Raw genomic sequence first — 19,239 nt, 5'->3', positions numbered from 1 at the left:
TCCTATTGGTCCACTGTCAATGGTGTAAATATCGATTCAAATCATTCATTAATAAATGCACTAACAAAACACAAAATAGAATAATCATCAAGCGATGAAGCAAGACTTCCACAGCCACTGAGACAGGTTTCCCACGAATTTTCTCTATAACCGAATATAAAATGCTGCCTCCATCAAGGCCAGGTATAGGAAATAAATTGACCAAAGCTACTGCAAGACTCAAAGTAGCAATGAATAGTAAAAAAACGATAACGCCTTGAGTTAAAGAAGCTATAGAAACAGAAAAAATAGCCAGCGGTCCAAGTAAAATTGAAAAAGGAATAACCCCAAGAAACAATTGCTTCAATATCATTATAAAAAAGTACATGGTATGGATTATCTCAGCAAACGCTTTTTGCATTGAAGTCAGTAGAGATGGATAGCGCGTCAAACTGGAAACTGCTGACAAGTCGGGTTTGATCCCTAGACTCTCGAGCAGAGAGCCATCTTTTGAAGTAAATTCAATCTGACTTAAATCAAGATTCAATTGTTTTAATTGTTGATTCGCTTGCCTTAAAACAATGTGAACATCCTTTTGCCCCCAATGAATTACCAATTGCATGCCTACCCCTTGCCAGGAGTCAGTTGGGTAATTCTCTACAGCAACCCATTGGTCGCCTGCTTGAATACCCGCCTTAGCAGCAAGGCTATCCAGTTTTACCGATTGAATTTGAGGTAATTTATAGCTAATGCCAATATAAAAAACCAACACCAAGGCTATCCATGCGGTAATAAGGTTGGCAATCGCTCCTGACAATAAAATCAGCACACGAATCCAAATTGGCTTCTTATCAAAACAATAAGCATTTTCTTGTGGCTTTACTGGACTAATCCGTGAATTCAGTAATTGAACATACCCTCCCAATGGCCACATTGCCCAGATCCAGTTACAACCACTTTGGGTTTGCCATTGAATTAATGGTTTTCCAAATCCTATGGAAATTTTACTAATTTTGACCTGAAACAGGCGGGCTGTCAGTGCATGCCCCAGTTCATGTATACCTATCACCAGGATTAACGTAAGTATTATGGCTACCAATGCCATAATCATAATGGACTCCTTATCCAGCATACGAGGCTTATTAAAAAAAGTACCAGAAAGAATAATCTATTTGTGCGTATTATCAACTACCAACTGCAACATTGGAATCCCTTTTCTTCCAGCCAATTCATATCCTTTACGATAAACCTCAAAAATTCGATAAGGTTGATTCGTCTCACTATCAACCAACTCCACCTCATCGCCCTGTTCATCAACTAAAGTGACAGTCAAATGAATCTCGCGATATCCATCAACCTGGTAACGCTCTTTAAATAATTTCAAAACCCTCTCCAGGCTCTCAACAGTTTCAATAGCATTATGTTGACCTTGCAGGATAATGTCCATTTAAAGCTCCTATTGAAATGACACATGTTGTGCAATATGTGGCTATACATGTTGGCGGCAAAACTCAACAGGACTTTAGAAAGTCACTGTTCTCATTATTTTGATATGAGCCCGTTTGAAGATAGAGAAAGTATATTGAATCCCTTGCCAGCAAATTTTCCCAAGCGGGACAATCTTGAGGAAGAAGACGGGTAAAAAATATACTGTAAAATGATTGCAAGAAACAGAAATACACAGGGCAAGATCATACCTTTTTGACCAGTAATTATCATTTAGTATGATTTTTCAGTGATTTGTGATCAAATACTCATTTTTTGGATGACAAGAAATGAGTTTTGTAGAAAATTTTTCCATACTTAAAGATCCTCGTAGCGAAATAAATCAGCGCCATAATCTGCTAGATATCTTATTTTTAGCAGGTACTGCGGTGATGTCTGGAGCTGAGGGATGGAAAGACATAAAGGATTTTGGAGAAGAAAAGCTTGATTGGCTAAGACAATATCGGGATTTTAAGCATGGGATACCAGCCGATGATACCATAGCTCGTGTAATTAGTGCTCTTGATTCAGAGCAGTTCACGTTGTGTTTTGTAAATTGGGTGAATGAACTTCGTTCGAAAGATGGTCGAGAACAAATAGCAATAGATGGAAAAACTCTACGCCGCTCATATACAGGTGACCGCACCACAGCCTTACATAGCATTACTGCATGGAGTAAACGAAATGGGTTGATATTAGCTCAAATGCGCTCTAATGGAAAAGCAAACGAAAAAGCCAGTGTGTTAGAAATGCTAGACCTCTTGGAGCTTAAGGGAGCAATTGTTACTGCCGATGCTATGAATACAGAAAAGAAGATAGCTAAAAAAATACATGATAAAGGCGGAGACTATGTGCTTTGTGTTAAAAACAACCATAAAAAACTATTGAATGAAATTAAGGATTATTTTCATATCATGGAAAGAGACCATCGAGAAATCTGGTCACAAAATTACTTCGAAGAAGTGGACGCAGGCCATGGACGCATAGAAACAAGAACATGCCGGCAAATCGTAATTAGTCCATGGATTGAAGGTTACGCCGACTGGCAAGGATTACAAACCGTAATTGAAGTAACGCGAACACGTGAAATAAAAGAAAAAACCGGCACTGAAGTACAATACTATATCAGTTCCTTGCCCTTAGAGCCTAAACAAATTGCAGATGCTATCAGAGAGCATTGGGCAGTCGAAAACAAAGCTCACTGGGTGTTGGATGTGACCTACAAAGAAGATGACTCAAGAATACGCAGAGACAATGCAGCAGAAAATCTAGCCTTGCTTCGTAGGTTTGCACTCAATCTGGCTCGACTTCATCCTCAGAAAAATAGCATGAAGGGAAAATTAAAAAAGGCTATGTGGTCTGATAAATTTAGAAGTGAACTCTTGATTGGGCAAATTCAGGGCAAAGTATGATTTTGCCCTGCAGAAATACAAGGAACCTTGCCTTTTTCTCTACAAATTTTACAATGAATCGTTTACAATTCGTTAATTCCCTTAAACAAATAAATCAAGATTCTATGGTATTTGTAGCTTGCGGGCTTAATCATAAAACTGCTCCAATTCATGTGCGTGAAAAAGTCGCACTGCAGCCAGCCATGCAAGATTCTCTACTGAACAGTCTGCTTGATTTACCTGAAGTCAATGAAGCGGCTATTTTATCTACATGCAACCGGACTGAAATCTACTGTGATACCAATACCCCTGAGGTTCTTGGAAACTGGTTAGCTCATGAACACCAATTATCAGAGGAATTATTATCTCAATTTTTGTATATCCATCAGGGAAAAGAAGGAATCAAACATACCTTGCGTGTTGCCAGCGGTTTGGATTCCATGATGATAGGCGAACCACAAATCCTTGGCCAAATGAAACAGGCCTATCAACATGCTTGTCGTCTTGGCACAGTAAAAACACAATTACGGCCTGTGTTTGAATATATTTTCAGAGCGTCCAAACGCATCAGAACTCGTAGCGGAATTGGGGCCAATCCCGTATCGATTGCCTATGCTGCTGTACAACTGATAGGGCAGTTATTTAAAAACTATCATTCCTTAAGTGTCTTTTTAATTGGTTCTGGAGAAACGGCCTCTCTGGTTGCTAAATACCTGCATCAGCATGGTGTCCATCGTTTTTTGATAGCGAGCCGCACTCTGGAAAATGCTCAAAAATTAGCTGAAACTTTCGGTGGAAAAACACTGACCATTGGTGATATCCCGCAATATTTACCTCTGGCCGATGTTGTTATTTCTGCCACAGCATGCCCACTCCCATTCATCAATAAAAGCCTGGTTGAGCATGCCTTAGAACAAAGAAACTATGCCCCTATGTTTTTATTGGATTTGGCCGTTCCTCGTGATATTGAAGGAAATGTCAATGAATTGGAGCAAGTTCATCTCTATAATGTAGATGATTTACAATCCATGATAGAAAAAGGGATGGATGAAAGGCGAAATGCGGCATTACAAGCAGAACAATTGATCGAAAGCGAACTGGATAACTACATTAGATGGCATCGCTCGCTTAGAGCTAAAGACGTCATTTGTGATTACCGCAATCAAATGCACACTTTGGCTCAACAGGAATTACAACGTGCTTTGAAAAAAATATCCGCTGGTCAAAATCAGCAAGACGTTTTAAATGAATTCAGTATGCGCTTGGTCAACAAGCTAACTCATAATCCCACCATAGGTTTAAGACAAATGGCATGGGATAACAGAGAAGACTTACTTGACCTCGCACGATATCTCTTTGATACAACAGCCAATCAATCATTATATGAAGAAATCTCTTGAGTTAAAATTACAGCAAATGTTGGAGCGATATGAGGAAGTAGGCCGTTTACTGTCTGAAGCATCCATTATTGCCGATCAAAATCAATTTAAGTCTTTATCAAAAGAATATGCCCAACTTGAACCAATTTCCCAATGTTATGAGTCGTATTTAGATGCAAAAAATAATTTGGATTCTTTAAACGAATTATTGGAAAGTGATGATAAAGATTTAGCGACTATGGCTGAAGAAGAGATAGACACCGTCAAGAAACAAATTGAGGAGTTGGATGAACAATTACAATGGCATCTCATTCCTAAAGATCCTGATGATGAACGCAATATTTATCTTGAAGTCAGAGCCGGCACAGGTGGAGACGAAGCAGCTATATTTGCCGGGGATCTCTTTCGAATGTACAGCCGTTATGCAGAAAGCCAGGGTTGGCAAATTGAATTAATTAGCGCCAGCCATGGTGAACATGGGGGCTACAAGGAAATAATTGCCAAAATCAGTGGGCAAGCGGTTTATTCACAACTCAAATTTGAATCAGGAGCTCACAGAGTACAGAGAGTACCTGAAACTGAATCGCAAGGCCGTGTCCATACTTCTGCATGTACGGTTGCTATCATGCCTGAGGTGGATGAAATTAATGACATTCAGATAAATCCAGATGACTTACGCATCGATACTTACAGATCTTCTGGAGCCGGTGGACAGCATGTTAACAAAACAGATTCTGCCATTCGTATCACACACATCCCTACAGGAGTGGTTGTAGAGTGCCAGGATGAACGCTCACAGCACAAAAACCGTGCCAAAGCAATGTCCTTGTTAAAAACAAGATTATTAGATGCCGAAGTAAGCAAACAAAAACAAGAACAAGCTCAAACACGTAAGTCACTGGTTGGTACAGGTGACCGCTCCGAGCGCATTAGAACTTATAACTTTCCTCAAGGTCGACTCACTGATCACCGCATTAATCTGACTATCTACCAACTTAGTGACATCATGGAAGGAAATTTATCCTTGGTCATTGACCCGTTAAAGCGCGAATACCATGCTGAACTGCTAGCCGATTTAGGTCGACATGATTGATATTCGTTCATTACTGGAACAAGCTCTACAACAACTCAAAGTCAAAAACCAGGAAACAAAGTTAGAGGCAGAACTTTTACTCTGCCATGTGTTAAGCAAAAACCGAGCCTATCTTTTTGCCCATCCGGATGCTTTGGTTTCTCCTGAACAGATAGAAACCTATTTGCAGATGATTAAGCAACGTGCTGAAGGTCTACCAATCGCCTACATTACTGGACAGCGCGAATTTTGGTCTCTTTCGTTAAAAGTAACACCGAATGTTCTCATTCCAAGACATGAAACCGAGCGCCTGGTGGAACTTGCACTGGAGTTAATACCTGACAAGGAGAATATTTCTGTCCTTGATCTAGGAACAGGAAGTGGTGCTATTGCCCTGGCGCTTGCAAAAGAAAGACCTCTTTGGCATATTGACGCTTGTGATTTCAGCAAAGAGGCATTGGAGTTAGCCCGTTATAACGCTAAAATGCTCGGCTTAAACAATATTAATTTCTGTCATTCCTACTGGTTTAATAATCTCCCCCTAAAACAATACCATGCTATTGTATCTAATCCGCCCTACATTGCTGAAAATGATCCTCATTTAAAACAAGGCGATGTCCGCTTTGAACCAACAAGTGCATTAGTCAGTAGTCAAGATGGATTAGCTGATCTACAATATATTATTGAGCACAGTTATGAATATCTTTTGCCTGATGGACTGCTCTTGGTTGAACATGGTTTTGAACAAAAAAATGAGATAAGCGCTATACTTAATCAATTAGGATATAAAAACATACACTGTTGGCAAGATCTTCAAGGACATGATAGGGTAAGTGGAGGACAACGTCCAAGCAATCGGAATAACAAACCTTTGTAGGGATTATTTTTTTGTTGATGATACTGACGTTTTTTGGTATACGTAGCGATTTTGTATAAAACTCAGTTTCAGATACAGAATGAAATATAGGGTCTGGCATGACAGGACAATTAATTGATAAAACCAAAGAGAGATTATACAACGTGAAAAACGATGCAATAGGAAATATGGGAATAGCGCCCTACCAAGAGACTGAGGGCGAGGAATATATGAATGAAAAACAGCTGGCACATATAGAAAAAATATTGCTCGCCTGGCGCCAATCTTTAATGGAAGAAGTAGATCGTACTGTCTCGCACATGAAAGATGAAGCAGCCAACTTCCCAGATCCTTCCGACAGAGCAAGCCAGGAAGAAGAATTTAGCATTGAGCTGAGAACCCGCGACAGGGAACGAAAACTCATTAAAAAAATCGAAGACGCTCTTGAGCGATTAAGAAATGAAGATTTTGGATATTGTGAAGCCTGCGGAATCGAAATTGGCCTGAAACGTCTTGAAGCAAGACCTACTGCGACCTTGTGCATAGATTGCAAAACCCTATCTGAAATCAAGGAACGACAAAATCAGGGAGCTTGATTCTTCCTTGCCTCTGAACATTAAACAATAAATTCCCGCCAGGCGGGAGTTTATTATTACAAGCAATCGATGTTTTTTATGTATTTTACCAATTATGGCTACAGATTAAATCAAATCAAAAAAGGCTCGGATCAACACTGGCTGTTTCTGCCAGGTGGGCCGGGACTTGGTTCTGAATATTTAGCCAGTTTTTGCGACAAGCTAACTTTGCAGGGCACTGTAAGCCTTGTTGATTTTCCAAAAGATGGAAATAATAGTGAAGGCCAACTTGATTTTGTATCTTGGCAGGAAGGCCTCATTTCATTGCTGAAATCTTTGAACAAGCCAATCCTTGTTACCCATAGTTTTTCAGGAATGTTCACACTGAATTTTCCGGAAATTGAGAATCATTTAAGCGGGCTTGTTTTAATGAATACAACAACAACCAACAGTTTCTTTCAGCACGTTAACGAAATGCGTCAAAAACATAATTTGCCTGATTTAGTCCCTGCTGCGAGCCAATATCATTTATATCCATCCAACGAAACCTATAAAAAATTTTGGGATACTTATAAACATTATTGTTTCACTCAGGAAGAGCTACCAATCGGTGAGCAAATGATGGAATTATTTGCCTACAACAATGAATCCTATCATTATGCCATCGAGCATTTTTATAATGATTTTCACTATAAGTGGCATCCTCAAACCATTCCAACCATGACCATTGCCAGTGAACTTGATTACATTTGTCCACCTGCAATATTTATTCAGGATAAGAATTTTCAATGTCAAAATGTGATTAATAAAGTCATTTATAAAGCAGGCCATTGTCCATGGATACTGCACCTTGAACAAGTTCAAAAATGCTTTGATGAATTTTTTGGTATGATACAAGAAATCAACATAGAGAGAACTTTATAACAAGCTAATATCCCAAAACTGACTCAATTTTCTGTAAATACCTCACTACAGAACCCTTATTACTTTCAAGGACTGAACTGGCGTTTGCAACCATAGTGTTTTGAGATTCCTTATCCTGATATAACTTGATAATTGCATCAACCAACTCATTGGCATGATTCACTAGCAAAATTGCCTGAGCCTCTTTAAGCTCTCTGCAAATTGATTTAAAGTTATGCACTTGATTCCCGCTTAAAACAGGCACATTCATCGCGATTGGCTCCAATACATTATGGCCACCAACCGGGACAAGGCTGCCGCCAACAAAAGCAAAATCACTAATTTGATAAAATCCCAAAAGCTCGCCCAAGCTGTCCAGTATAACGACTTCATTTTCTCTGGAAACAGTATTCAAATTACTACGACACCCAGTATTAAATCCTGCTTGAACACTCAACTGATAGACCGTTTGAAACCGTTCTGGATGACGCGGAGCAATTAATAACACCACTCCCGGAATAGCTTCCTGCAAACGAGGTAGCTGAGATAAAATCTGAGACTCCTCGTCGTCATGAGTACTTGCTGCAATGACGGTAAGTCTATCCTCTCCCCAATAACTTTTTAATTCCCTGTATTGACTACGATCAACAGAGTTAATCTGTAAATCAAACTTCATATTCCCTAATACATGGACTAAATCGGCATTTGCACCCAAGGCAATGAATCTCTCAGCATCTTCGTTGCTTTGAGTCAAAATACCTGAAAATTGATTCAAAACCGGTTTAAATAAAAATTTGAGCTTTAGATATCCTTGCAAGGAGCGATCAGATAAGCGTCCATTCGCCAGAAATAATGCCACTCCTGAAGCTTGAGCCTGGTTAATTAAATTAGGCCACAATTCAGTTTCCATAATGATACCTACGCGAGGTCTCGTTCTTTTAAAAAATCGTTTGAGAACCCAAGGTAAATCATAGGGTAAATATTGATGCGCTACCTTATGACCAAATCGAGATTTTACTCTTTCAGAACCTGTAGGGGTCATTGTTGTGACTAACACTGACCAACGTTTGTTGAGCATTTCATCAATTAAAGGTGTTGCCGCGATCACTTCTCCCAGAGAAACCGCATGAAGCCATACATCGACTGGTGCATTTTCTTGTATTCCCAGACAAAAACGCTCTCCTATCCTTTGCCTGTAAGCTGGCAACTTTCTACCTTTCCGCCACAGGCGAAAAAGCAAGTAAGGAGTCAGTAAGTACATTAAAAAGGAATACACAAAGCGCATAAACAGGCACCAAACACAAAAAGGTAAAGTATATACCTAAAACAGTTCCTTATGCGATATGTTACAATTCAAATAGAGACTATGTTGTCCTCAATCTATATTATTAGAACTTGAAGTTAAATTTAACACATATCTTTATAGGTAATTTCTGATAATGAACTTACGCGATTTCTTTGTAATAACAACCTGGTGGGGAAAAATACTTGGTGCCTTCTTTGGCTACTTAACTGCTGGACCAGTAGGCGCTTTGTTTGGCATTCTCGTTGGAAACTTTTTTGATCGGGGCCTTGTCAGTTATTACTCTAATCCCCATTGGCTGTACCATGCAGAAAAACAAAGAATCGTTCAAAAAGCTTTCTTTGAAGCCACTTTCTCCATAATGGGGCATGTTGCGAAATCGGATGGCCGTGTTTCTGAACAAGAGATTAGCATGGCTAAATCCATCATGAATGAAATGAAATTGAGCAAGGGGCAAAAAGATTTGGCAAAACGATTATTTAATGAAGGGAAACAACCTGATTTTAATGTCAGTCTTGCTCTTATCCAATTACAAAGAATCTGCAAGGATAACCGTGATTTGTTAAAGCTTTTTGTAGACATTCAGTATAGGGCAGCTCAAGTAGATGGATTAAGTAGCCAAAAAATTCATGCGCTAGATAACATTTTTACGCATCTGGGATTTGCTCCCTTACACAAGCAGTATCGTTTTTATGAGGATTTTGGCTCTTATTTCCAGCAAGAACAATCCAAACAACACTATCATAATCAACAGGGGTACAAGCATACCTCCTCCTCTCAAGATCAACAGGGTTACAAACCTCAATCACCCCCTAATACTTTAGCGCACGCTTTTGCATTGCTTGAGGTAAGTCCGAATGCAAGCAAACAGGAGGTTAGAAGAGCGTACAGACGTCTACTGAGCCGTAACCATCCAGATAAATTAATTGCTCAAGGTTTACCCGAAGAAATGATTAAATTGGCTAACGATAAAACTCATCAAATTATGAAAGCCTATGAATTGATCTGCGAAACCAAGGGCTGGTAGTCCAATTTGTTGGTCGATACGATTGAACTTGCTGTAGAATAAACCGGTTCCAGATAAGAAACCAATATCGGCGGTGGCTGAGGCTCAAATTCTGGAAGCTTTGCCATCCAACCATGAACAAACGCCAATAATAATTGTTGACTATATTGGTAGTCATGAGTAGCACCAGGTATATCAATGGCTAAATAGCTATTCTCTTTAAATTTTTCTTCCCTGCTCTTTCGCTGCTGCCTTACCATGTCATAATCAAACTGCCCCACAATATCAAACAGTGGAAAACGCAACCGAGGTACTTTTTGCAAATTTCTATTTAAATCATAGGCAGACAACATCACTAGCCCATTGATCATCTTGGATTGGGGCTTGCTAAAATACTCTAATACCAGATTAAGTTGATCGCCATAATGGACTAAAACGATTCTTTTATTATTATTCTGCCTTAAAGTACTGATGACTTCTGGTAATTGGTTAATCCAGGGTATCGAGTTATTTTTAGTACAATTCAATAGTGCGACTGACCAACCATTTCGAGACAATCCCTTGGCAAACTGTTCCAATAATAAGGACCATTGCGCTGTCTCTCCGCCACTAACAATGATAACCCCCCCATAGGAAACAGATCTTGATAACCAATAGGGCAATATAATTTTTTTTTGATCGACGGTTATATCAAGCTTATCTGCGAAAACATTGGAAACAACAAAACAAAATAGTAGCACTATCCATTTAATTTGATTCATATTTCCCTATAAAATTGCCTATGATGGACAAGACGCACTAGCTAGTGCCAATTAGAATGAGAGAATATTTGTGAAGTTCAAATACACCATTCTCTCATTGGGTTCTGCTCAGTCTAAAATCCCCGTTCTTATCATTGCGGATTCATTTGAATGAGGATGCAAGTTGCATTTGCTATCGCCATAAAAAACTCTTAATTTTCGGCGAACTCCACACCAGCTTCATCCAACATCAAACGCGCCTTTTCTGCCATTATTTTATGTGCCAACGCTGTCGGATGAACCAAATCAAAAAATAAATAACCATCACATGCGCTTTCAGTCAATTCTGGCTTCACAGACGCAACCATCTTCAAAACGGAGTTTTTAGTAATCTCATCTACTATCGAAAAGGAGCAGGTACCTGTTATATTTGTAAATCCATACTCTGCAGCATGTTCTATCACATGGTCAAAATGACTACCCGTGTCAAAAAACAACCACTCAACTTCAGGATAAGTTTTTTTAAAATAATCGACTGTATTGGATAATGCATTATTATGCTGTGTTGAGAAATAGGTCATCTCTTCAACAGAGCCAAACTCCAGGGCAGCAGGAGTTCTTCCCAAATCAGGTAAATTGAGAACTAAAATATGCTTCGCTCCCTTGTCTACCAAACGTTGTATGCTATCTGTAATCCCTCGGTTAACATTTTTAAGCGTTTCTTCTACTTCAACAGGCATGCCGAGGTAATTATTTGCCCCTATCCAAATAACAAAAAGACTGTCAGGACTTGCTTTATCCTGATGTGCTAATAAATAAGAATTCACTTCTCTTCTTAAGGTAAAAAATACTTCATCATCTTCTTCATCGACAGAGACTCCTGCCCCACCAAAAGCGTAATCCAGCAAATGAGTATTGGGATCATTTGGGAAATATGAATCTGCCAGACGTTCTATCCATACTGGGCCATTTGAAAAGCGACCTTCAAAATAAGGGGGGGATTGAGGAAGTTGGTGTTTCATGTATTCATATAAGTTACCGTTATCCGACAAACTATCACCAAATACAACTATGTTATTAAGTGGTGTCGCGCTAACAACTCCCGACAATAAAAAAGCACACAAAGATGCTAGTAGTTTCATGAAACCCCTTAAATAATAGATTGATTTTATATCTCTAGGTTCATTCAATTATATAATGATTTATCAATTTTTCCACGGCATTTAACACATTACTGTATATAAATTTTTTGTTGATCTAAAACAGAAACCTAATTATAGTAAATCCTGTAAACACTTCCCTGACTCGATTCATAATGCTTTCTTTTGTAGCAGGGTACAGAAAATCAATATCTTGCAATCGATTCAGCAGAAATGTCGTCAGCCCTTATTTCTTTATGAGAACCATAATAATGACTAGATTTGAAAGAAATTTCCTGATTAATAGCTTGATGTTTCTTGAAACCATACTCTCTGTGGACAAGAAGCTGGATGATGCAGTTCACCATTTTACTCAAGGCCAATATGAAAACCCCCGCTATCAAATTAATTCACGTATAACAAATGCTGATGACTGGTCCAAAGAGGATAAGCTAAAATTCACTTCTGCAATTGCAGAAGCCATAGCTCTTGTTTCGGAGAAGTATGAAAATCCAACCAGTGAGACTACAGAGCAAATACAAAATGCCCGAAATATATTATTGGATGACTATGTTCCATTACTTACAGCGAACACCGACCCTGAGAATAGATTAAAATCTGTGAGAGAAAATAGTAGTCAGATAAGAAAAGAATTAATTGCCAAACTCAAAGACGAAGTACCTTATAAAAGTCAGTTTGAAAACCCCTATGTTCTTTTCCCATTCGTTGCTGCCACTGTAGCCGTAGCAGCTACTGCTGCGTCAGTGTTGCTTGGCAACAAACCATAAAGGTAGTGTTTTATTAATAATGAAGCCTCTTGTCAGGCTTCATTAAACTCAGAAATATAAAGATCAATACTCCAAGGGTTATTTCCGTTCAATATGGACCAAATACGGTCGTTTGAAGCAGGAGCTGGTCTCTGACACTCAGAGATAAAATAATGTTTAATTAAATTTATAGGCAGATTCATTACGAATGTTGTCTAACGCTTCTTTTACTTCTTCTTTTATTCGTTGCTGAAACTGGCCAATTGCTTTTTGGCTGAATCCACGAGACTTATCAGCTCTCCGAATTGGGCAATCAGGATCGTATCTATTGCTTTCAATGTCTTTGATATTCTTGGTTTCTCTACCGAAAAAACCGGGTTCATGTTTCTTTTTCATAATTTAGCCCCTCAGTGTTAAATCTCAGAACACTAATCCATATTAGAGGTATTAAATTAGAAAAACAAGCCAGGAAAAAGGTAGGTCTTCAGGGTAAAATCATACTTTGATTAAATAATACATCATGCGGATCATTCCCACACCAGTGAGAATCTATTTCAAATCTTGCTTCTCCGTTTGCTATAGAGAAGAGATAGCTTCCTGCCTGTGCGGGGATAATAAAATGTGAACCATTGTTTGCGCTATTTATTGTACTTAATATTATGATCTCGCCCTGGACAGGCGAAATCGTTTTGCAAAATAATTAAAGACTAATTGATAGTCCTAACAGCGCTTTACTGCTGAGCTATTCAGGCACTACCAATTAATGTTAAATTGAGTTGGCGGCCGCAAACCCAAGCCTTGGTTAAGTCCTTCATCACTTCTTTAGGCATACCTTTTGGTAAACGAACAGTGGAGTGATCTTCATGAATTTTAAGCCCAGTAATATATCGGCTTTGCAAGCCAGCCTCATTAGCAATAGCCCCTACTATGTTGCCAGGTTTGACTCCATGAATTTTGCCTACATCGATACGAAATAAATCCTGGGCTACTGATTCTTGATTAATGGCCTTCCTGCCATCATTAAATTTTTTCCTTTCATTAGAAAAATCTTTGGCAAAATCTTTCTTGCTTCCTCGCGCACCTTTCCGATCAGCAAAAGAACTTTTTCTATCTTCCTTAAATCGACCACGTAAATCCAATCCTTTTTCTCCTGACCGAGCTCTCTCTTCTTTGAATGCTGAAGCTGCTTTAGGCATATTTAATTCTTTTCTCCAAGGCATATCTTTATGCAGCAATAAAGCAAGAGCAGCCGCAACATCTACTGCTGATACGTCATGCTCTTTAATGTATTCTTCCACAATCCTTTTGTAGGAATACACATGCTCATGATTCAGTCGAGTAGTAATGTTAGACATGAATCTTTGTTGACGAGCCATCTGTATCATATGGTCATTAGGAACTTGAACTTTCTCAATTCGTTGCCTGGTATGGCGTTCAATGCTGGAAATTAAGCGCGACTCCTTGGGAGTTACAAATAAAATCGTAACCCCAGAACGGCCAGCCCTCCCTGTTCTGCCAATTCTGTGAACATAAGTTTCATTGTCATGTGGCATATCATAATTAATCACATGAGTAACTCGCTCGACATCCAGACCTCTTGCAGCGACATCCGTCGCCACCAGAATATCAATCGCTCCTTGTTTAAATTGGGCAATAATCCGCTCACGCAAAGATTGAGTAATATCACCATGAATTGCCATTGCTCTTAATCCATGTTGTTGCAATAGTTCTGCTACTTCCTCAGTACTGCTTTTAGTGCGTACAAAAACGATAACCCCTTGATAATCCTCCACTTCCAAGACCCGGATTAACGCATCCGGTTTTTGATGTACGGAAGCAAATAAAAACCGTTGCTCAATAGACTTGACCGTTGCAGTTTCCATACGGATTTCAATTGAGGCAGGGTCATTCAAATAAGTATTGGCTATTTGACGAATTCGATAGGGCATGGTTGCTGAAAACAATGCCATTTGCTTTTTTTCAGGCAGTTTTTCTAAAATGGTTTCTACATCTTCGATGAAACCCATACGTAACATTTCATCTGCTTCATCAAGAATAAATGTCTTCAGATTATTTAAGAGCAAGGTGCCTTTATCGATATGGTCCAGAATACGTCCTGGCGTTCCAACAACCACTTGCGCACCACTACGCAATTGTTTTAATTGACGACCATATTCTTGCCCACCGCAAAGAACAGCAATCGTCACATTGCGTTGGTACTTGCTTAATAATTCAAACTGCTCTGCAACCTGGATTGCCAATTCACGAGTAGGGGCTAAAATCAAAGCCTGAGTGGTAGATATCTCAGGAGACAGATTTTGCAAAATTGGTAATGCAAAAGCTGCTGTTTTACCTGTACCAGTTTGCGCAAGCGCAATGGCATCACGACCTTCCAATATCAAAGGAATGGTTTGAGCCTGGATAGGCGATGGCGTAATAAACTTCATATCTTCTAACGCTTTATTTAAAGCACTAGAAAAATTAAAAGTAGAGAAGTTTGATATTTCTTGATTCATACTGTTCCTGAATATAATAAAGCGTCTTTCTGAAAAGGCTAACTAATATAAAAAATGTGCATTATAATAACAAAATTAACAAGATGATGCACTATATTTATTAATTTTATCAAGAGAACAACCATGGTAAAATCATATTTTGACTAATTAATACATCATATGTGTTATTCACACGCAAGTGAAAATCTATTTCAAATTTTGCTCCACAGCTTACAATAAAAATGGCTTCCCGCCTGCACAGAATGACAAAATATGAACAATTGTTTGTGTTGTTTATTGCATTAAATGATGTGATCTCATCTTGAGGCAACAACCTGTCTTGATAAAAAATAATTTTATAGAATAAATCCTATTTTGACCTTTATTTTTAAACAATAAGAGGAAGAGTTTCTTTAATTAACTCAAACTGTGCCGGTAAACAACCAATAATTTCACCATCTGCTTCAATTTCTATTTTACTTTCTTCCAACGGCTCTATTTTAATTTTTTTAGCCTGAACATAATGAACATTATTATCCAACAAATGCTCACCTGAATAAATTTTATATAACTTCAAAAGTGCATTTAGTTTTGAAAATTCATTAAAAGAAACCACATCAAACAAACCATCGTTCACTTTTGCCATTGGTGCTACATGCATACCTCCGCCGAAATACTGGCCACTGCAGACGGCCATGAGCAGGATGGGGCTATCAGATGGTAGAGCATCGTCTATCTGAACCCTTACTTTGGTTTTACGATAAGTCATCAACCCTATTAAAGCATGCAACAAGTAATTCAGAGTGCCGCCCAGTTTTTTTAACCACTTGCTTTTAGATACGCGCAAAACCACATGTCCTGACAGACCACAGCTGGCAATATTAATAAAATACCTCGACACTTGATTGGCAAGAGTAATTTTCCCAATATCACACTTGATAAATTGGTTATGACTTATTCTATCCAGGAATTCGGTCATTTTCTGTTGGGGAAATTGTCTTGTAAAATCACCGCCACAACCTGCGTTAAAAAAGGCAATTTTTGTTTGCGGATTTTTTAATTTATCGTTCTCAATTAAGCCATTCAAAACATGATTTAAAGTGCCATCTCCACCGATTATTAATAGGCTGTCAGGGTTTTCAGCAAGAAGTCCGTCTGTGATTGCTTCAAGATCATTAACCCTGTTAGATATTCTGTAAACAGTTTGTTCGAATAGGGCATGTAACCCGGGTTTTAGGACTTTCCAAATTTTTTTTCCTCGACCGCCGCCTGCTATAGGATTTATCACTACAGCAATTTTACTCATACTAATGCAGCCAACCGACAAGCCTGATCAATAGCATGACGTGCATCAAGCTCCAAAGCTTTATAAGCGCCTCCTATTAAATGAACCAACTTGCCTGCCATTTTCAGAGGCTCATACAAATTCTTTAATTCTATTTGGCCTGCACAAATCACTATAGAATCAACTTCCAAAACTTGAGGCTTGTCATCAATAGTCAAGTGCAATCCCTGATCATCAATACGCTCGTAATTTACACCCGAAAGCATTTTGACTTGTTTATGTTTTAAACTGGAGCGATGAATCCATCCGGTAGTTTTTCCCAACCGTTTACCCATTTTTTCTTTTTTGCGTTGTAATAAATACACTTCACGAGGGCTCGGTGCAATTTCAGGTGGTTTTAATCCACCTCTATGCTGCCCGCTAATATCAATTCCCCATTCATTATAAAATTGCTCAGAAGTCAATTGATGATCATGAGTTAAAAACTCTGCGACATCAAAACCAATTCCTCCTGCCCCAATGACGGCAACTCGTGAGCCAACGGGTTTGTTTTGAGTAATCACATCAATATAACTCACCACCTTTTTATGATCTATGCCTTTAATTTCGGGAACTCTGGGTATAATTCCAGTGGCCAAGACCACTTCATCATAGTCTTTAAGTAATTCCACAGTAGCTTCAGTATTCAAACGTACATCCACTTTATACTTTTGGAGCTGGTAAGCAAAATAATTCAAGGTATGCTGAAACTCTTCTTTTCCAGGAATTTTTTTCGCTAAATTAAACTGCCCGCCAATCTGATTTGCTTTTTCAAATAGAGTAATTTTATGCCCTCGCTCAGCTGCTGTTACAGCAAAAGCAAGGCCAGCTGGCCCAGAACCAACTACAGCAATAGCTTTCGGTTGATTTGTTGTTTCATAAACCAAGGTTGTCTCGTTGCATGCGCGGGGATTAACCAGGCAAGATGCTGTTTTGTTCACAAAAACTTGATCTAGACATGCTTGATTACAAGCGATGCATACATTAATCGCTTTGCTTTCGCCTAATTTTGCTTTTTCTGCAAAGCAGGGATCCGCTAGAAATGGTCTGGCCATAGAGATCATATCTGCGACCCCATCTTCTAATAATTGATTAGCCAATTCTGGTGTATTAATTCGGTTAGATGTAATTACAGGTATTTTAATTTCCGGCTTTAAATGCTGGGTCACTTGAGCGAAGGCAGCAGATGGAACCATCGTTCCTATCGTTGGAATTCTTGCTTCATGCCAACCTATACCCGTATTGATTAAACTGGCACCAGCTTGCTCAATGGCTTTAGCGAGGGTAACCACTTCCTGCCAATTACTCCCTTCAGCCACTAAATCAAGCATGGACAAGCGATAAATGATAATAAAGTGCTCGCCTACCGCCTCACGAACATTGCGAACTATTTCAATAGGAAATCGAATGCGATTGGAGAAACTTCCTCCCCATTCATCCCTTCGATGATTGGTATGAGTGACTATAAACTGGTTTATCAAATATCCTTCGCTTCCCATGATCTCAACCCCATCATAGCCAGCCAATTGAGCCAGTCTGGCACATCGGGCAAAATGTTTGATGGTTTTGATAATTCGTCTTTTACTCATTTCCCACGGTTTAAACGGACTAATGGGGGATTTAATGCTGCTTGGTGCTACAATAAAAGGGTGATAACCATAACGCCCTGCATGCAATATTTGCAAGGCAATTTTTCCACCTGATTCATGGACCGCTTGAGTAATGACCTCATGCCGATGTTGCTCTTTACTATTAGTCAGCTTGGCAGCGAAGGGAGCAAGACGACCAGCCCGGTTAGGAGCAAAACCACCCGTTACGATTAATCCAACTCCACCCTGAGCCCTTTCTCTATAAAAGCTTGCCAGGCGATTTAAATTTTCTTTATCTTCCTCAAGTCCAGTGTGCATTGAACCCATCAATAAACGATTCTTAATTTGGGTAAAGCCCAGATCCAAAGGCTGAAAAATGGCTTTAAAAGGGGTATTATCAATTCTCAATTCCATGAGGACTCTCTGTTTAATTAAAGCTTAAAACATAAAGTATAAACCTTGCTTATTATACAGCAATCATTTTTTACCGATTCAATTAATTTGTAATCCTCTCTCTAAAATTTAAAATAGAGTTTACGAAAATCTTATGGTCTACTCAATGAAGGTTTGAACGTGCAAATCCTGATATACTAAATGTCTGAATTAAAAATATTTTTAACCCCAAAAAATCGATTTTTTTTAAATCCTGTGGAATAAAAGCTTTTCTTGGACAATACTAAAAATATTAACGGGCTTTGAAAAATACCAGGAAATGACATGAATAAATCAGGAATAATATTAATTGGTACTATTTTATTCTCAAGCATGGCTATTGCCGATGATCTTACAGCACCAATTTACACAACTGGTCCCAAACCAGTTGCAATAGGCAAGGTAACCTTCACACAAACCCCTTATGGTGTTTTGATTACACCAGATTTAACTAACCTTCCTGAAGGCCCGCATGGTTTCCATTTACATAAAAATGCCGATTGTGGTAGCAACGGAATGCATGCAGAAGGACATTATGATCCTCAAGATTCTAATAGCCACCAAGGCCCTTATGGTAACGGGCATTTGGGGGATTTACCTGTTTTATATGTCACAAGTAATGGGAAAGCAATGATACCTACTTTAGCTCCTCGTTTGAAATTAAGTGATATGCACAATTTAGCTGTCATGATCCATGCCAATGGAGACACTTACAGTGACAATCCTCCACAAGGTGGCGGGGGGGACCGTATAGCTTGCGGCGTCATTAAATAGTTTTTTGCATTTGAAGCAGATAATCTGCTT

General features: G+C 38.9%; 19 protein-coding genes. 10 read left to right on the top strand and 9 right to left on the bottom strand.

The window, feature by feature from the left end:
• Positions 1-16 precede the first annotated feature (16 nt).
• On the bottom strand, positions 17-1,090 hold the full coding sequence (locus OQI99_RS00715) for a M50 family metallopeptidase (RefSeq protein ID WP_265731069.1): 1,074 nt from the start codon (positions 1,088-1,090) through the stop codon (positions 17-19).
• 57 nt (positions 1,091-1,147) lie between these two features.
• Positions 1,148-1,426 (bottom strand): hypothetical protein, encoded by a 279-nt coding sequence (locus OQI99_RS00710; RefSeq protein WP_061513833.1) that lies wholly within the window; start codon positions 1,424-1,426, stop codon positions 1,148-1,150.
• A gap of 24 nt (positions 1,427-1,450) precedes the next feature.
• Here OQI99_RS00710 and OQI99_RS00705 point away from each other — a divergent pair, with 24 nt between their 5' ends.
• The 7 genes from OQI99_RS00705 to OQI99_RS00675 all read left to right on the top strand — a co-directional run bounded on the left by OQI99_RS00705 (position 1,451) and on the right by OQI99_RS00675 (position 7,661).
• Positions 1,451-1,621 carry a hypothetical protein gene (locus OQI99_RS00705; protein WP_195911923.1) on the top strand — a complete coding sequence of 57 codons (171 nt, stop codon included), beginning with the start codon at positions 1,451-1,453 and terminating at the stop codon, positions 1,619-1,621.
• A 133-nt stretch (positions 1,622-1,754) separates the two neighbouring features.
• Positions 1,755-2,876 (top strand): ISAs1 family transposase, encoded by a 1,122-nt coding sequence (locus OQI99_RS00700; RefSeq protein WP_061514717.1) that lies wholly within the window; start codon positions 1,755-1,757, stop codon positions 2,874-2,876.
• Between the two features lie 104 nt (positions 2,877-2,980).
• Positions 2,981-4,255 (top strand): glutamyl-tRNA reductase, encoded by a 1,275-nt coding sequence (hemA, locus tag OQI99_RS00695; protein ID WP_265732332.1) that lies wholly within the window; start codon positions 2,981-2,983, stop codon positions 4,253-4,255.
• Positions 4,239-5,327, top strand: coding sequence for a peptide chain release factor 1 (gene prfA / locus OQI99_RS00690; protein WP_265731068.1), 1,089 nt, complete (start codon positions 4,239-4,241; stop codon positions 5,325-5,327). Before hemA ends, prfA begins: the two co-directional genes overlap by 17 nt.
• Complete coding sequence (gene prmC / locus OQI99_RS00685; protein ID WP_265731067.1) at positions 5,320-6,183, top strand: peptide chain release factor N(5)-glutamine methyltransferase; 864 nt, start codon at positions 5,320-5,322, stop codon at positions 6,181-6,183. The genes prfA and prmC overlap by 8 nt, the downstream gene beginning before the upstream one ends.
• A gap of 98 nt (positions 6,184-6,281) precedes the next feature.
• Complete coding sequence (gene dksA, locus OQI99_RS00680) at positions 6,282-6,758, top strand: RNA polymerase-binding protein DksA (RefSeq protein WP_010948044.1); 477 nt, start codon at positions 6,282-6,284, stop codon at positions 6,756-6,758.
• 69 nt (positions 6,759-6,827) lie between these two features.
• Positions 6,828-7,661: an alpha/beta fold hydrolase gene (locus tag OQI99_RS00675; RefSeq protein WP_265731066.1), complete on the top strand. Its 834-nt coding sequence runs from the start codon at positions 6,828-6,830 to the stop codon at positions 7,659-7,661.
• A 4-nt stretch (positions 7,662-7,665) separates the two neighbouring features.
• Here OQI99_RS00675 and waaA read toward each other — a convergent pair whose 3' ends face one another.
• Complete coding sequence (waaA, locus tag OQI99_RS00670; RefSeq protein ID WP_265731065.1) at positions 7,666-8,925, bottom strand: lipid IV(A) 3-deoxy-D-manno-octulosonic acid transferase; 1,260 nt, start codon at positions 8,923-8,925, stop codon at positions 7,666-7,668.
• A 154-nt stretch (positions 8,926-9,079) separates the two neighbouring features.
• Between waaA and djlA the strand changes: the two genes are divergently transcribed.
• Positions 9,080-9,970, top strand: a complete 891-nt coding sequence (gene djlA, locus OQI99_RS00665; RefSeq protein WP_014844489.1) for a co-chaperone DjlA — start codon at positions 9,080-9,082, stop codon at positions 9,968-9,970.
• Here the strand turns inward: djlA and OQI99_RS00660 are convergent.
• A complete protein-coding gene (locus OQI99_RS00660; RefSeq protein WP_265731064.1) occupies positions 9,937-10,710 on the bottom strand; it encodes an alpha/beta hydrolase in 774 nt (257 codons plus the stop codon). The two genes, djlA and OQI99_RS00660, sit on opposite strands and share 34 nt — an antisense overlap.
• Before the next feature lie 191 nt (positions 10,711-10,901).
• A complete protein-coding gene (plaA, locus tag OQI99_RS00655) occupies positions 10,902-11,831 on the bottom strand; it encodes a GDSL family lysophospholipase PlaA (protein WP_265731063.1) in 930 nt (309 codons plus the stop codon).
• Between the two features lie 269 nt (positions 11,832-12,100).
• On the opposite strand from plaA, the gene mavE reads away from it, so the two are divergent.
• The gene (gene mavE, locus OQI99_RS00650; protein WP_265731062.1) at positions 12,101-12,616 is read left to right on the top strand and encodes a Dot/Icm T4SS effector MavE; all 516 of its coding nucleotides are present in this window, start codon (positions 12,101-12,103) and stop codon (positions 12,614-12,616) included.
• A 156-nt stretch (positions 12,617-12,772) separates the two neighbouring features.
• Here the strand turns inward: mavE and OQI99_RS00645 are convergent, their stop codons facing one another.
• The 4 genes from OQI99_RS00645 to OQI99_RS00630 form a co-directional block, all read right to left on the bottom strand.
• A complete protein-coding gene (locus OQI99_RS00645) occupies positions 12,773-12,991 on the bottom strand; it encodes a hypothetical protein (protein WP_265731061.1) in 219 nt (72 codons plus the stop codon).
• A 350-nt stretch (positions 12,992-13,341) separates the two neighbouring features.
• Positions 13,342-15,111 carry a DEAD/DEAH box helicase gene (locus OQI99_RS00640; protein ID WP_061513823.1) on the bottom strand — a complete coding sequence of 590 codons (1,770 nt, stop codon included), beginning with the start codon at positions 15,109-15,111 and terminating at the stop codon, positions 13,342-13,344.
• A 367-nt stretch (positions 15,112-15,478) separates the two neighbouring features.
• Positions 15,479-16,396: a diacylglycerol/lipid kinase family protein gene (locus OQI99_RS00635; RefSeq protein ID WP_265731060.1), complete on the bottom strand. Its 918-nt coding sequence runs from the start codon at positions 16,394-16,396 to the stop codon at positions 15,479-15,481.
• Complete coding sequence (locus OQI99_RS00630) at positions 16,393-18,417, bottom strand: NADPH-dependent 2,4-dienoyl-CoA reductase (protein WP_265731059.1); 2,025 nt, start codon at positions 18,415-18,417, stop codon at positions 16,393-16,395. Before OQI99_RS00630 ends, OQI99_RS00635 begins: the two co-directional genes overlap by 4 nt.
• 303 nt (positions 18,418-18,720) lie before the next feature.
• On the opposite strand from OQI99_RS00630, the gene sodC reads away from it, so the two are divergent.
• Positions 18,721-19,209 (top strand): superoxide dismutase SodC, encoded by a 489-nt coding sequence (sodC, locus tag OQI99_RS00625; RefSeq protein WP_265731058.1) that lies wholly within the window; start codon positions 18,721-18,723, stop codon positions 19,207-19,209.
• Positions 19,210-19,239 lie beyond the last annotated feature (30 nt).

Origin of the sequence: Legionella sp. PATHC039 (genome assembly GCF_026191275.1) — a bacterium.
In the GTDB taxonomy this organism is placed as follows: domain Bacteria; phylum Pseudomonadota; class Gammaproteobacteria; order Legionellales; family Legionellaceae; genus Legionella; species Legionella pneumophila.
Note: the sequence above shows the minus strand (reverse complement) of the source record. Positions and strands in the feature narration are given on the sequence as shown.